This is a genomic window from uncultured Streptomyces sp. (genome assembly GCF_947488945.1).
Taxonomy (GTDB): Bacteria; Actinomycetota; Actinomycetes; order Streptomycetales; family Streptomycetaceae; genus Streptomyces.
The window spans coordinates 185,545-199,273 of sequence record NZ_CANLBS010000004.1 but is presented as its reverse complement, the minus strand read 5'-3'; the positions used below and the strand labels follow the sequence as shown (position 1 = coordinate 199,273).

12 protein-coding genes are annotated in these 13,729 nt (G+C 73.3%); 9 read left to right on the top strand and 3 right to left on the bottom strand.

The window, feature by feature from the left end:
• Positions 1 to 667: 667 nt before the first annotated feature.
• Both Q0994_RS07590 and Q0994_RS07585 read left to right on the top strand, forming a co-directional pair.
• Positions 668 to 2,053, top strand: a complete 1,386-nt coding sequence (locus Q0994_RS07590; protein WP_299531310.1) for a hypothetical protein — start codon at positions 668 to 670, stop codon at positions 2,051 to 2,053.
• 515 nt (positions 2,054 to 2,568) lie between these two features.
• Positions 2,569 to 4,416 (top strand): MFS transporter, encoded by a 1,848-nt coding sequence (locus Q0994_RS07585; RefSeq protein WP_299530652.1) that lies wholly within the window; start codon positions 2,569 to 2,571, stop codon positions 4,414 to 4,416.
• Here the strand turns inward: Q0994_RS07585 and pepE are convergent.
• Positions 4,322 to 5,050: a dipeptidase PepE gene (gene pepE, locus Q0994_RS07580; protein WP_299530649.1), complete on the bottom strand. Its 729-nt coding sequence runs from the start codon at positions 5,048 to 5,050 to the stop codon at positions 4,322 to 4,324. The genes Q0994_RS07585 and pepE overlap by 95 nt on opposite strands.
• Before the next feature lie 49 nt (positions 5,051 to 5,099).
• The gene (locus tag Q0994_RS07575; protein ID WP_299530647.1) at positions 5,100 to 5,930 is read right to left on the bottom strand and encodes an IclR family transcriptional regulator; all 831 of its coding nucleotides are present in this window, start codon (positions 5,928 to 5,930) and stop codon (positions 5,100 to 5,102) included.
• Between the two features lie 142 nt (positions 5,931 to 6,072).
• Between Q0994_RS07575 and Q0994_RS07570 the strand changes: the two genes are divergently transcribed.
• From Q0994_RS07570 to Q0994_RS07545, 6 genes are all read left to right on the top strand, one after another.
• Complete coding sequence (locus Q0994_RS07570) at positions 6,073 to 7,026, top strand: DUF1177 domain-containing protein (protein ID WP_299530645.1); 954 nt, start codon at positions 6,073 to 6,075, stop codon at positions 7,024 to 7,026.
• On the top strand, positions 7,026 to 8,435 hold the full coding sequence (locus Q0994_RS07565) for a cytosine permease (RefSeq protein ID WP_299530643.1): 1,410 nt from the start codon (positions 7,026 to 7,028) through the stop codon (positions 8,433 to 8,435). Before Q0994_RS07570 ends, Q0994_RS07565 begins: the two co-directional genes overlap by 1 nt.
• Positions 8,432 to 9,757: a M20/M25/M40 family metallo-hydrolase gene (locus Q0994_RS07560; protein WP_299530641.1), complete on the top strand. Its 1,326-nt coding sequence runs from the start codon at positions 8,432 to 8,434 to the stop codon at positions 9,755 to 9,757. The genes Q0994_RS07565 and Q0994_RS07560 overlap by 4 nt, the downstream gene beginning before the upstream one ends.
• A 275-nt stretch (positions 9,758 to 10,032) precedes the next feature.
• Positions 10,033 to 10,620 carry a class I SAM-dependent methyltransferase gene (locus tag Q0994_RS07555; protein ID WP_299531307.1) on the top strand — a complete coding sequence of 196 codons (588 nt, stop codon included), beginning with the start codon at positions 10,033 to 10,035 and terminating at the stop codon, positions 10,618 to 10,620.
• Between the two features lie 71 nt (positions 10,621 to 10,691).
• Entirely contained in the window at positions 10,692 to 11,618 is a 927-nt protein-coding gene (locus Q0994_RS07550) for an N-acetylmuramoyl-L-alanine amidase (RefSeq protein WP_299530640.1), read from the top strand.
• 173 nt (positions 11,619 to 11,791) lie between these two features.
• Positions 11,792 to 12,619: a DUF5336 domain-containing protein gene (locus Q0994_RS07545; RefSeq protein ID WP_299530638.1), complete on the top strand. Its 828-nt coding sequence runs from the start codon at positions 11,792 to 11,794 to the stop codon at positions 12,617 to 12,619.
• A gap of 92 nt (positions 12,620 to 12,711) precedes the next feature.
• Here the strand turns inward: Q0994_RS07545 and Q0994_RS07540 are convergent, their stop codons facing one another.
• Positions 12,712 to 13,272 (bottom strand): hypothetical protein, encoded by a 561-nt coding sequence (locus tag Q0994_RS07540; RefSeq protein WP_299530636.1) that lies wholly within the window; start codon positions 13,270 to 13,272, stop codon positions 12,712 to 12,714.
• A gap of 137 nt (positions 13,273 to 13,409) precedes the next feature.
• Here Q0994_RS07540 and Q0994_RS07535 point away from each other — a divergent pair, with 137 nt between their 5' ends.
• Complete coding sequence (locus tag Q0994_RS07535; RefSeq protein ID WP_299530634.1) at positions 13,410 to 13,703, top strand: hypothetical protein; 294 nt, start codon at positions 13,410 to 13,412, stop codon at positions 13,701 to 13,703.
• Positions 13,704 to 13,729 lie beyond the last annotated feature (26 nt).

Below are 13,729 nucleotides of genomic sequence, written 5' to 3'. Positions count from 1 at the left end.
CGGGACCCCGGACACCCCTCCGCACCACAAAAAGACCGCGGCCACCCGTGAATAGGGGCATCACCACCCTTATGTGTGAAGTCGTAGGTGTGGCGTTGTTCGGCAGGAAGTGCGAAAACTAGCTTCGGTTGCCGGAGGTGACGAGTCCATGACTGTCTGTGCCACAGGCGCGACCGACACGGCCGCGACACCGGCTGCCGAGCCGGTTGCCGCGCCCGAGGAACCCGGGGAACCGGACGGGAACCACATCACGCACCACAGCACCACGACCGGTCCACCGGAGCCGGGCCCGGCGGGGCCCGCCCCGAACGACGCCGGCGCGCCCGGCCCCCGTACGGACGGCCCTCGTACGGTGGGCTCCGCTACCGGCGGCTCCCGCACGGACGCCCCCGGCGCGCACGGTGGTCCCCCGACGCGCGGCCCCGATCCGCACGAGCACGGCGCGGCCGACGCGCTCTCCCTGGTGGCCGCGATCGGCGTGGTCGGCGTGACGGGCGGGGCGCACGGGCCGGGTGGTCCGGGCGGTACGTACGGGCCGGGAGCGGCCCAGGTACCGGGCGCGGTCTTCGGACCGGGGGCGGCGGGCGCCGTCTATCTCCCGGGCCCGGCCCGGCGCGCCCAGGCCGCCAGGGCCTCCGGCGCGGCCCGGGAGTCGGCCGCGGCACGCATGTCCCAGGGCCGCAGCGCGGTCGTCGGAACGCCCCCGACGCCGGAACCGGCCCCGCGACAGACCCCGGCCCGGGTTCAGGCCCCGGGCCGGACCACAGCCCAGACCACAGCCCCGGCCACAACGGGTCCCGGCGCCCCCTCGTCCTCCCACTCCCCCGCCGCCCCCTTCGCCGTGTCGGCGGACGGTGCCTACGCGGCCCGGCTGACCCTGCGCGGTACGGACCCGCACGGGCAGGACTGGTACCCGGAGCGCTGGACGCTCGACGGCCCGGAGCCCTACGCCGTGCCGCTCCCCCTGGACCAGCCCGAGGAGCCGGACGCCCAGGTGGTGCCGCTCGCGGACGGGCGGGTCCTGATCCGGCGCGCGGCGGCCGGCCTCCAGACTTTCTCCCTGCTCTACCCGACCGGTCCCGGCACCGGCGAACTCCCGCTCGGCGCGGTCGAGTGCCCCGGCATGACGCTGCTGCCGGCCGCGCCGGGCGGGACGCGCGTCTACGCCCTGGCTCCGGGGGAGCGTTCCACCGGCCTCTGGCTCGTGGCCGGCGGCGCCTTCGGCCCCGAGCACCTCGTGGACGTGCCGGGACGGTGTTCCGGCGGTGTCTGGCTGGACGACGCGGGCCGGATGCTGGCGCTCGACCGGCAGTTCCCGGACGGCGGCGCGGTCAAGACGGTGGCGCTGGACCTCGGCCGCGGCGGCGAGCTGAGCCCGCTGCTGCAGATCGCGCCGGGCAGCGACGACCGCCTGCTGATCGCGGACGCGGACAGCGGCCTGTTCCTCCTGCGGTCCGACGCGCCCGGTCACGACCGGCTGGGCTGGGGGGTGCTCGGCAGTTCGCTGCCGGTCCGCTTCCCGGAGTGCCTGTGTCCGGCGGACGTCCGGGTGACCCCGTTCGCGGTGCAGCCGGGGCAGATGCTGATGCCGGAGAGCTGCGCGGTGGCGCTGCGCCTCGACGGCGCGGCCGGAAGCTGGGTGGGGGTGTGGCGCCCGGCGGGGCGGCGCGTCCACCATGTCGCCGCACCCGAGGGCTGGCTCGCGGGTTCCGGTTTCTGGAACCGCGACGGACTGCTCGGTCTGCCGTACTCCCGGCCGGACGCACCCTGCGGAGTCGCGGTGCTGGAGGCCCCGGCGGACGGCCCCGACGAGGAACCGCCGTACGGGGACGGGGACGGCGGCGGCCCCGCGTACGGACAGAGCGGCGGACCGGGCGGCGTCGACGGTCCGTACGGGGAGGCCGGCCGGCCCGTGATGTGTAGGCCCGTGCCGTTGGGGCAGGCGCCGCTCAGCGGCTCGGCCGTGCCTGGCCAGACTCTCGGCCGGGGCTACGCAGCCGTACCGGACGGGATGCCCAGGGTGACCGTTCCGGTGCGGGTCACGGGCACCTGAACACCGGTAAGCGAACGCGACGGGGTGACTTCCCACATGTCTGAAGCCCGAACCGACACGACCTGGACGCGCCCGCCGGAGGCGCACGCGCCGCGGGCCGGAGCCGGCGGCTCCGGAAAACACCGAGGGGGCGCGTCGGCGGAGAGCGCCTCCGTCCAGCCGCGCGGCCGCCACCGGCGCCCGTCGGCGGAGTCCGTCCAGGCCGCCTGAGGTACGGGCCCCGCCCGGGGCCGCATGGGCCCCGGTCACAGCGAGGCGCGGGCCGCACCGGCGGCAGCCGCGACCGACCGCACGGGGGCCGCTCCGCCACCCGGCGGGGCGGCCCCCGTCGTCCGCGCCCCCGCGCACGACTCTCCCTCGGGCGCACACCCCCGGCCTCCCGTCACCTCCACACGTAACGCCCCGTTCACCCTCGATGGCCCCTACACCGGAATACTGGGTGTGACTGGACGTGTTCACCATGCACGCACCTTGGGGGGTCCCCGGGTGACCGAGGCTGCCCGGAGGGCGAACCCATGCGACGGACGACGCACGAACGGCACGCCGGGGGACTTCCCGGTCCGCAGCGCGGGAAGGGCGGCGGCCTCGTCCCCGTCCTCGCGTTCGCGGGGATCACCGTCGCGGTGATGCAGACCCTGCTCGTCCCCGTGATCAAGGACCTTCCCGGCCTCCTCGACACCGATCCGTCCAACGCCACCTGGGTGATGACCGCGACCCTGCTCGCCGGCGCGGTGGCCACCCCGATCATGGGGCGGCTCGGCGACCTCTACGGCAAGCGCCGGATGCTGCTGGCGAGCCTCGCCGTGATGGTGGTCGGCTCCCTCATATGCGCGGTCACCGACGACCTCACGGTGATGATCGCCGGCCGCGCCCTCCAGGGCTTCGCCATGGGCGCGATCCCGCTCGGCATCGGCATCATGCGCGACGAACTCCCCCCGGAGAAGCTGGGATCGGCGATGGCGCTGATGAGCTCGTCGATCGGCGTGGGCGGCGGACTCGCCCTGCCGGGTGCGGCGTTGATCGCCCAGCACGCCGACTGGCACGCGCTCTTCCTGAGTTCGGCCGCGCTCGGCGTGCTCGCCATGGCGCTCACCGCCCTCGTCGTCCCCGAGCCGCCGCTGCGCGCCCCCGGAGGCTTCGACCTCGTCGGCGCGCTCGGGCTGTCGCTGGGGCTGGTCTGCCTGCTGCTGCCGATCACCAAGGGCAGTGACTGGGGCTGGACTTCGCCGCTGACGCTCGCACTGATCGGCGCCTCGCTCGTCGTCCTGGTGGCCTGGGGGCTGTTCGAACTCCGCAGCCCCGCACCGCTGGTGGACCTGCGCACCAGCGCCCGCCGCGAGGTGCTGCTGACCAACCTGGCCTCCATCATGGTGGGCGTCGCGTTCTACGCCGTCTCGCTGGTGCTGCCGCAGCTCCTCCAGCTCCCCGTCTCCACCGGGTACGGGCTGGGCCAGTCCATGATCGTGGCCGGGCTGTGCGTGGCGCCGCTGGGCCTGACGATGATGTTCGTCGCGCCCGTCTACGCCCGGCTGTCGGCCCGTCGCGGCCCCAAGGTCTCCCTGATGCTCGGCCTGCTGATCATCGCCGTCGGCTACGGCGCCGGGCTCGGGCTGATGAGCGCGCCCTGGCAGACCGTGGTGATCGCGGTGGTGCTCGGCGCCGGCATCGGACTGGCGTACTCCTCGCTGCCGGCCCTCATCATCGGCGCGGTCGACCCGTCCGAGACGGGTGCGGCCAACGGCCTCAACACGCTGATGCGCTCGATCGGCACCTCCGTCTCCAGCGCGGTGATCGGCATGGTGCTGGCCAACACCTCGGTCCGGGCGGGCACGGCCGCCGTGCCGTCGATGGAGGGGTTCCGGATCTCCTTCGGCATCGCCACGGCGGCGGTGCTGGTGGGGCTGGCCCTCGCCGCGTTCCTGCCCTCGCGCAAGCCCGCGGCGCACCCGGTGCTGGTGGCGAGCAGCGAGGGGGACGCGGTGCTCGCCGAGGCCGAGGCGCTGGTGGCCGGGGGTGCGTTCGGCGGCCGGGTGCTGGACTCCGACGGCGTTCCGGTTCCCCGCGCCACCGTGACGGTGGTCGACCGCCGGGGCCGTCAGGCCGGACTCGCGGTGGCCGACCAGGAGGGCCGGTACGTCCTGCCCGAGCGGCCGGGCGCGGGGGACGTCCTGGTGGCGACCGCCGCCGGGTACGCGCCGCACGCCCGGTCCGCGGAGCCGCCCGCCGGGGGCGGGCGGCCCGGCGCGGGGGCCGATCTGGTGCTGCCGGTCAGCGGGCCGGCGCGTCGAACCGTGCCGGAGCCGTCAGCAGGTCCGACACGTCCGACCCCGCCGGAAGCTCCCGCGCGGGCGCGCCGCGGGTGAACAGCCGTGCCGGGCGGGCGCCCTGCACCTGTGCCCGGTCGCCCTCCACGCGGAGCCAGGACCCCTCGCGCAGTCCCAGCACCGGCACGTCGTTCTCCTCCAGGAACTCGTTGATCCGCTCCTCGCGGGTCTCGCCCTTGTGGGTGCTCTCCGGGTCCGGGTCGAGGTAGTGCGGGTTGATCTGGAACGGGACCAGCCCGAGCGCCTCGAAGGACGGCGGCTGCACGATGGGCATGTCGTTGGTGGTGCGCAGGGTGGCGGCGGCCATGTTGGTGCCCGCGCTGGCGCCCATGTAGGGCAGTCCGTCGCGGACCCGCTCGCGCAACGCGTCGCGCAGCCCGGTGCGGTACAGCGCGGCCAGCAGCCGGAAGGAGTTGCCACCGCCGACGAACACGGCGTCGGCCGAGGCGAGTTCGCCGACCGGGTCGGTCCCCTCGTGCACGCCGCGCACGGTGATCCCGGCGGGCTCCAACGCGTCGCGGACCCGTGCGGTGTACGTGTCGTGGTCGGCGAGGGCGTACGGGACGAAGGCGAGGCGGGCGTCCGGGGGCAGGAACGCCTTCACGGTGTCCAGGGCGTGTTCCAGGTAACCGCAGCCGTACTGGGTGGAGTTGGAGAGCAGCAGCAGATTCACGGGGGTCCTCTCGGGGGTTGTGCGGGCCGGCAGTGGGGGCGGGGGCGGTTCAGGCGCGGGGGCGGCGGGGGCGGGGCTTCGGGCGCTGCGGAGGGTGGACCAGGCGCTGTTCGAGGAGCCGGGCGGCGGCGCGCAGGGCGTCCAGCCGGTCCTCGGGGGCGTCCCGGAAGCGTTCGGCGCCGCCGCCGAGGCTGAGGCTTCCGTACGGTTCGCGGCCGAGGAAGACGGGCACCGCGACGGTCGCCACGCCCGCGTCGTATTCGCCGACGGTGTAGGCGTAGCCCTGGGCGCGGACGGCGCGGAACTCCTCCTCCAGCCGGTCCGGGTCGGTGACGGTGCGGTCGGTGAAGCGGGCCATGGGGCGGCCGCGGAAGAGCCGGTGGCGCTGCTCGTCCGGCAGATGGGCGTAGTAGGACTTCGAGGTGGCGCCGGCGTGCGCCGGGTAGAGCTCGCCGACCAGCGGGTAGTACCGCAGCGGTCCGCTCTCGCCCTCCTCGGCGGCGACGCACCGCATGTGGGCGTTGTCGGGCAGGCAGAACAGGACGGTGTCGCCGGTGGTGCGGCGCAGTTCCTCCAGTACCGGCCCGGCCAGCAGTTCCAGCGATCCCGAGCGCTCCCAGAGCCGGCCGAGCCGCAGCACGGCGGGGCCGATGCGGTAGCGGCGGGTGGCGGGGTCGGAGACGAGGAAGCCGCGCCCGGCGAGGGTGGCCAGCAGCCGCTGGGCCACCGAGGTGTCCCAGCCGAACTCCTCGGCCACCTCGGTGACGCCCCAGTCGGGCCGGGTCCGCTCGAACGCGAGCAGCACCAGCAGTGCCCGGTCGACGGTCTGCAGCGCGCCCGCGGGGGTGCGCCGGTCGAGATCGAATTCCGCCATGGTCATCTCACCATTCAGACCTGAATTGCAAATAACGGGAAACAGTTGCGATCAACGCTATCCGATCCCGAATGTTGCCTCAGCACCCCGCCCGGCCTCCACCCTGTCGGATGCCGGGCGGGTGTCTGGATCTGTGAGAAAGGCCCCCATGCTGAAGTACGTGCTGGACATCGTCGATCTTCTGGACGACCCCGGGGTCGGCGGCAAAGCGGTCGTCGAGTACCTCGATCTCGTGGCGGGGGCCGAAGGGTCGTCCGCCACGGTCACCACCGTCGCGGGCGAGCAGGGCTCCACGGACTTCCTGCTGGTGAGGATTGCCGGCAGCCGGGGCCGGTCCGCCGGCGGCGACGCCCGCACCCTCGGCGTCGTCGGGCGGCTCGGCGGCATCGGCGCCCGGCCGGAGGTGACCGGTCTGGTCTCCGACGCCGACGGCGCGGCCTCCGCGATCGCCACCGCCGCCAAGCTGCTCGACATGCGCCGCCGCGGCGACGTGCTGCCGGGCGACGTCCTCGTCGCCACCCACATCTGCCCGAACGCCCCGACCGAGCCGCACGACCCGGTCCCGTTCATGGGGTCGCCGGTGGACATCGCCACGATGAACCGGCACGAGGTGACCGACGAGATGGAGGCGGTGCTCTCCATCGACACCACCAAGGGCAACCGGATCATCAACCACAGGGGCCTCGCGCTCTCGCCCACCGTCAAGGAGGGCTGGGTGCTGCGGGTCAGCGAGCAGCTCGGCGAGCTGCTGGCCGTGGTGACCGGTGAGCCGTTGGTCACCTACCCCGTGACCACGCAGGACATCACGCCGTACGGTAATGGTGCACACCACATCAATTCGATCCTCCAGCCCGCCACCGCGACCTCCGCCCCGGTCGTCGGTCTCGCCGTGACCTCCGCGTCCGCGGTGCCGGGCTGCCAGACGGGCGCGAGTCACGAGACGGACATCGCCTCCGCCGCCCGCTTCGCCGTGGAGGTCGCCAAGGCCTTCGGCGGCGGCACCCTCGACTTCCACGACGCGGTGGAGTTCGACAACCTCGTCAACCGCTACGGGTCGCTGGCTCACCTGCAGACCTTCGGCCGCACCCCCCAGGAGTCCTGATGGCAGCCGCCTCCCCGGCCCACAGAACCGGCAACGGCACGACGGACGCCGACACGTCCAAGCAGATCGGCAGCGACGACTACTCGCTGTCCCGGGTGCCGCGCGACAAGCGGCTCGGATTCTGGACCATGCTGCTGCAGTGGCTGGCCCAGTCCGGCTCCATCTCGCAGTTCACCCTCGGCGCCACCATCGGCGTCGGCATGACCTTCGGCGACGCCTTCCTCGCCTTCACGCTCGGCGCGGTGATCCTGGAGATCGTGATCTTCGCGATCGGCCTGGCCGGCATGCGGGAGGGCCTGGCCACGCCGATGCTGACCCGCTGGGCGGGCTTCGGGCGCAACGGCTCGGCGCTGGTCAGCTTCGTCATCGCGGTCAGCCTGGTCGGCTGGTTCGGCGTGCAGAACACCATCTTCGGCAACAGCGTCTCGGAGCTGGTCGGCGGCCCGTCCTGGCTGTGGTGCGTGTGCGCCGGCGTCGCCATCACGGCCCTGGTCATCTTCGGCTTCCGGTACATGGCCGCCTTCGCCAAGGTCGTCGCGCCGCTGTTCTTCCTGATGGTCGCCTGGTCGGTCGTCACCACGCTGAACGACCACTCGCTGAGCGACCTGATCCACTCGCCGCCGCCGGGAGAAACGATTCCGCTGGCTGTCGCCGCCACCGCCATCGCCGGCGGGTACATGACCGGCGCGATCGTCTCCCCGGAGATGACCCGCTACAACCGCAAGGGCTCGCACGTCTTCCTCCAGAGCGCCTCCTCGATGATCCTCTCCGAGTACATCGTCGGGCTGACCGGCGTCCTGCTGGGCCACCTGGTCAAGTCGAGCGAGGTCTCCCACATCGTGCTCTCCACCTCGGGCGTCTTCGGGGTGATCGTCGTCCTGATGTCCACCGCGAAGATCAACGACTGGAACCTGTACGGCTCCTCGCTCGGCGTCGTCAACTTCTTCCAGGTCGTCTTCGGCAAGCGGCTGCACCGCGGCGTGGTCACCGTCGCGCTCGGCATCGCCGGCACCGTCCTGTCCGCGGTCGGCATCATGACCCACTTCACCGAGTTCCTCACGATCCTCGGCGTCGCCATCCCGCCCATCGGCGGCATCGTGGTGGCCGAGTACTGGATCGTGAAGCGGATGCGGGCCCCGCTGGACGCCACCCGCGAGGCGGAGACCCTGCCGGCCACCTCGCCGACCTGGGTCCCGATGGCCCTGGTGATCTGGGCCGCCGCGTTCTGCGTCGGCAAGTTCTACGACGGCGGCATCCCCGCGCTGAACTCGCTGCTCACCGCCTTCCTGCTGTACTGCGTGATCGGCAAGCTCGGCTGGATCAAGCCGTACGGCACCTCCGCCCTGGACGACGAGGACGGCGCCGCCGTACCCGCCGCCCGTACGACCACCCCCGTGGGAGCGGCATGACCACCACCGACCCCTCCGCGCTCGTACCGGCCTCCGCGCAGGCCCAGGACGAGGTCGTGGACCTCTGCGCCGAGCTGATCCGGTTCGACACCTCCAACCCGACCAGCGACGAACGCGCCGCCGCCGACTGGGTGGTGGGCCGCCTCGCCGAGGCGGGCATCGCCTCCGAGCTGGTCGAGTCCGCCCCGGGCCGGGCCAACGTGATCGCCCGGATCGCGGGCCGCGACCCCGGGCGCGGCGCCCTGCTGGTCCACGGCCACCTCGACGTGGTGCCCGCGGACCCCTCCGAGTGGCGGGTGCCGCCGTTCTCCGGCGAGATCCACGACGGCTACCTCTGGGGCCGCGGCGCGATCGACATGAAGGACACGGTGGCCGTGATGCTGGCCACCGCCCGGCACTTCGCCCGCACGGGCACCGCGCCCTCCCGCGACCTGGTGCTCGCCTTCCTCGCCGACGAGGAGGCGGGCGGGAAGTTCGGAGCCCACTGGCTGGTCGAGCACCGCCCGGAGCTGTTCGCCGGCGTCACCGAGGCGATCGGCGAGGGCGGCGGGTTCTCCTTCGCCCTCGACGACACGCGGCGGCTGTACCCGATCGAGAACGCCCAGCGCGGCATGGCCTGGATGGAGCTCACCGCCACCGGCCGGGCCGGGCACGGCTCCTCGCCCAACGACGACAACGCCGTCACCGACCTCGCCGAGTCGCTGACCCGGATCGGCCGGCAGACCTTCCCGATCCGGCTGATCGAACCGGTCCGCGCCCTGCTGGAGGAGGCTGCCCGGCTCTACGGCGTCGAGTTCGACGAGGACGACGTCGAGGGCAGCCTGAAGAAGCTCGGTCCGGTGTCCGACTTCATGCAGGTGGTGCTGCGCAACTCCGCCAACCCGACGATGTTCTCGGCCGGTTACCAGACCAACGTCATCCCGGGGAAGGCGACCGCGCGGGTCGACGGACGCTTCCTGCCGGGCCACGAGCAGGAGCTGATCGACACGATCGACGCCCTGCTGCTGCCGTCGGTGAGCCGCGAGTGGGTCAACCACGACATCGCGATGGAGACCACGTTCGACGGGCCGCTGGTCGACGCCATGTGCGACGCGGTCCGCGCGGAGGACCCGGACGGGCACCCGGTGCCGTACTGCAACCCCGGCGGCACCGACGCGAAGGCCTTCACCCACCTCGGCATCCGCTGCTTCGGCTTCAAGGGCCTGAAGCTGCCGCACGACCTGGACTACGGACGGCTCTTCCACGGCGTGGACGAACGCGTCCCGCTGGAGGGCCTGCGGTTCGGCGTCCGCGTCATGACCCGGCTCTGGCAGAGCTGCTGACACCGGACGCAGCCCCCTGACTCCGGCGGACGGCGGACCGACCCGAGCCGCCCCGCCGGGGGATGTGTCCTCCCCCCGGACCACATCCCGCCGTACGCCCCCGCCGACCCGCCCGGCGGGGGCGTACGTCACGATGGAGCGCCGTTCCGCACCCCGGCTCCACGGTTCCACCGCGCCGAGCCGTTGTTCCGCACCAGGAGGACCCCGTGCCCGCCGTCCCGCCCGTCCAGCCCGCGCCGTCCGTGCTGGCGTCCTTCGAGGCCGCGAAGGGCTTCATGCCGGTCCACGAAGGGCTCGCGCTGTACGCCGCCGCCGTCGGCGCGGCCTCGCTCGGGCTGCCGCTGCTGGAGGTCGGCACCTACTGCGGCCGGTCCACGATCCTGCTCGCCGACGCGGCCCGCTCGGCCGGGGTGACGGCGCTGACCGTCGACCACCACCGGGGCAGCGAGGAGCAGCAGCCGGGCTGGGAGTACCACGACCCGTCGGTGGTCGACCCGGAGGTCGGCCTGATGGACACCCTGCCGACGTTCCGCCGCACCCTGCGCGCGGCGGGGCTGGAGGAGCACGTGGTGGCGCTGGTCGGCCGGTCCCCGCAGGTCGCCGCGGTCTGGGGCGGCCCGCTCGGCCTGGTCTTCGTCGACGGCGGCCACACCGAGGAGCACGCCACCGGCGACTACGAGGGCTGGGCCCCGCACCTGGCGGACGGCGGGCTGCTGGTGATCCACGACGTGTTCCCGGACCCCGCCGACGGCGGTCGGGCCCCGTACCACGTGTACCTGCGGGCGCTGGAGTCCGGCGCGTTCACCGAGGTCTCGGTCACCGGTTCGCTGCGGGTGCTGCGCCGCACCGGCCGGGGCATCTGACCGTCCCCGCCCGGCGCCCCGCACCGTGCCGTGCCGCAGGCCCGGACCGGCCGCCGGATAGCATCGCCCGCGTGCCGTACGACGACGTTCCCCCCGCACCCGCACCGTCCTCCCCCGGCCGCGCCCCGCGCGTCCCTGCCCGCGTCCCTGCCCGTCTCCGTGTCCCCGGACGGTCCGTCGCCGCCCTCGCGGTCCCGGTCTCCCTCGCCGCCCTGTGCCTGGCCCTCTCCGGCTGCGGCGCCGGGCAGCCCGCCGAGGCCCGGCCGCATCCGGGCGGGACCGGCTCCCCGTCCGCGGGTCCGTCACCGGCCGGGTCGGCCGCCGGGCCGCTCGCCGGCCGGACGGTGGTGATCGATCCGGGCCACAACCCCGGCAACTCCCGGCACACCGGGGAGATCGCCGAACAGGTGAAGATCGGCACCGGCGCCAAGGAGTGCGACACCACCGGCACCGAGACCGACGACGGTTACCCGGAGGCCCGGTTCACCCTCGACGTCGCCCACCGGCTGCGCGCGCTCCTCGAAGAGCGGGGGGCGAAGGTCGTCCTCACCCAGGACGGCGACCGGCCGTTCGGCCCGTGCGTCGACGAACGCGCCCGCATCGGCAACACGGCGCAGGCCGACGCGGTCGTCTCCGTGCACGCGGACGGCTCCGCGGTCGGCAACCGCGGCTTCCACGTGATCCTGCCCGACCGGGTCCGGGGCGGCGGTGCGGACACGACGGAGATCGTGGCGCCCTCGCGCGACCTCGGCACCCGGATCGCCGGGACGTTCGCGCGGGCGACGGGTACCGCGCCCTCCAACTACATCGGCGACGGCACGGGGTTGGACGTCCGGAAGGACCTCGGCGGTCTGAATATGTCAACCGTGCCCAAAGTCTTCGTCGAATGCGGCAATATGCGTGATCCCGAGGACGCCGCCCTGATCACCGCCGCGAGTTGGCGCCAGAAGGCGGCCCGTGGCATCGGCGACGGCATCACGAGTTACCTGAAGGGGTAGTTCCGCGGGGAATCCGGGGAGGTGTCCCCCGGTGCGTCCGGCAGGGTCACCACCCGCCCGGTCGGACGATAGATTCATCCGTACGATGGTGAGCCGCCCGACGCTCTCGACGTGTCCGCCCCTCGGCGGCAGCGACGACCGCCCCGACGAGACGACCGACTAAGGACCTTCACGTGAATATCCGCTCCCTCACTAGAGGCGACGGCGTGGTGATCGGAGCAGCGGTCGTGCTGTTCGTCGCCTCCTTCCTCGACCTCTCCGGTTACGACTGCCCCTCGAACGTCGACTGTTCGGGATTCAACAGCGTCAACGCCTGGGACTCGCTCTCGATCCTGATGAGCGTCTACCTCGCCGGTGTCATCGGAGCGGCGCTGCTGATCGTGAGCCGTTCCCTGCCGGGCCGCAAGGTCGTCGGCCTGGACCTCGGCCAGTTCGGCGTGGCCCTCACGGTGTTCGCGCTGTGGACCGTCTTCTGGACCACCATCGACGCCGGAGACGCCGGCGCCGGTCTGATCCTCGGTCTGCTGGCCGCGCTGGTCCTCGCCGCCGCCGCCGTGGCGGGCCCGCTGGTGCCCGCGCTGAAGGCCCCGCTCTCCTCGCCGCGCCCGGTCCAGGGCGGCCAGACGCCGTTCGGCCCGCAGGCCACCCAGCAGCCGGGCTACGGCTACCCGGGCCAGCAGCAGTACGGCGCCCAGCAGGGCCAGCAGCAGCCGTACGGCGCCCAGCCGCAGGCGGGTCACCAGGACCCGGCGCAGCAGGCCCCGCACGCCCAGCAGTCCCCCCAGCAGGCCGCCCCCGCCGGCGACTTCACGCCGTTCTGGTTCGCCGTTCCGGTGGCCCGTCCGCTGTACGGCGAGGACGGGGCCCCGGCCCCGATCGCCGAACTCGCGCCGGGCACCTGGTACCTCGCGGTGGACCAGCGTGGCCAGCACCTGGTCGCGCAGACGCAGGACGGCCGCCGAGGCGTCCTCCAGGACACCTCCGGCATCCAGCGCGGCTGACACCCCCGCGACAGCACGACGGCCTCCCGCCCGGTTGGGCGGGAGGCCGTCGTGCCGTGCGGCGCTGCGGGGGCGCCGGAACCCGGCACGGGTCATCCGCCGCCGAGCTGGCCCGTCGAGGGGACCTTGTCCTTGACCTCGGCGCCGGCGCTCTTGCCCGCGTCCTTGATGCCGTTGATGACGCTCTCGACGGCGCCGACGTCGCCCGAGCCCGCCTCGCCCTTGCGGAGCTTGGTGCCCAGTTCCTTGAGGGACTCGATGCCCGCCGTCAGCGGGGCGACGGCCTTGGAGAGCATCGGGTCGCCCTTGGCGTTGTTCGCGGCGGCCTTGAGGCGGTTGTAGGCGAACCCACCGGCCAGACCGGCCTTCACCAGGGCGAAGGTGCGTCCGTCGGTGCCCTTCTTGAACGTGCCCGCGCGGTACGGCTTCACGATCCACTGGTACGCGGCGCCCGCCGCCAGTCCCGCGTTGGCCACGAACCGGGTCTTGGCGAGCTTCTGCTTCTGCGCCGACGCGGTCGGTGTCGCGGCCGACGAAGCGCTCGTGGCCACGCTGTTGCTGGTGCTGTCCCCGCAGGCGGTGGCGCTCACGAGCACGGCGCAAGAGAGCATCACGGCGACGAGGAGACGGCGGACTGGTGGGGAACCGGGCACGTGGACCTCCCTGAGAGGGCATCACGGTGCGTGACGTGTGTCGGCACTCGCGTCCCAGGCTCACCCGGCCCCCACGCTCACGCCACCCGGTACGGCCGTCCGGGTTTCACCCCGCGCATCGCGGCAATCCGGTGTGCATGTCCTACAGAAGAGGCACCGGAAGCAGTAGCGCGGGCCGCGTCATAGCGATCGTCGCGGACATCGTCGCCTTCATCATCATTCTGTGGATCCTGATGTACCTCCTCGACGCCAACCGCGGCAACGACTTGGTGCAGTTCGTCCAGGACTCCGCCCGATGGCTGGCAGGCTGGTCGTACGACCTGTTCACGTTCGACGAGGAGTGGGCACGGGTCGTCGCCGGTTACGGACTGGCGGCCGCGGTCTATCTCTTCGTCGGTCACGCCGTGGCCGGCCGGATCCGCCGTACCTGACCGCCCCGGGCACCGGTCGCCCGGAG

What these genes read in the sequence shown, in the direction of transcription:
- Q0994_RS07575 (WP_299530647.1), bottom strand. Translation starts at nt 5,930, where the DNA reads ATGACCATGGCGGAATTCGATCTCGACCGGCGCACCCCCGCGGGCGCG.
- Q0994_RS07590 (WP_299531310.1), top strand. Translation starts at nt 668, where the DNA reads ATGTCCCAGGGCCGCAGCGCGGTCGTCGGAACGCCCCCGACGCCGGAA.
- Q0994_RS07565 (WP_299530643.1), top strand. Translation starts at nt 7,026, where the DNA reads ATGGCAGCCGCCTCCCCGGCCCACAGAACCGGCAACGGCACGACGGAC.
- Q0994_RS07535 (WP_299530634.1), top strand. Translation starts at nt 13,410, where the DNA reads ATGTCCTACAGAAGAGGCACCGGAAGCAGTAGCGCGGGCCGCGTCATA.
- Q0994_RS07560 (WP_299530641.1), top strand. Translation starts at nt 8,432, where the DNA reads ATGACCACCACCGACCCCTCCGCGCTCGTACCGGCCTCCGCGCAGGCC.
- Q0994_RS07585 (WP_299530652.1), top strand. Translation starts at nt 2,569, where the DNA reads ATGCGACGGACGACGCACGAACGGCACGCCGGGGGACTTCCCGGTCCG.
- Q0994_RS07570 (WP_299530645.1), top strand. Translation starts at nt 6,073, where the DNA reads ATGCTGAAGTACGTGCTGGACATCGTCGATCTTCTGGACGACCCCGGG.
- Q0994_RS07555 (WP_299531307.1), top strand. Translation starts at nt 10,033, where the DNA reads ATGCCGGTCCACGAAGGGCTCGCGCTGTACGCCGCCGCCGTCGGCGCG.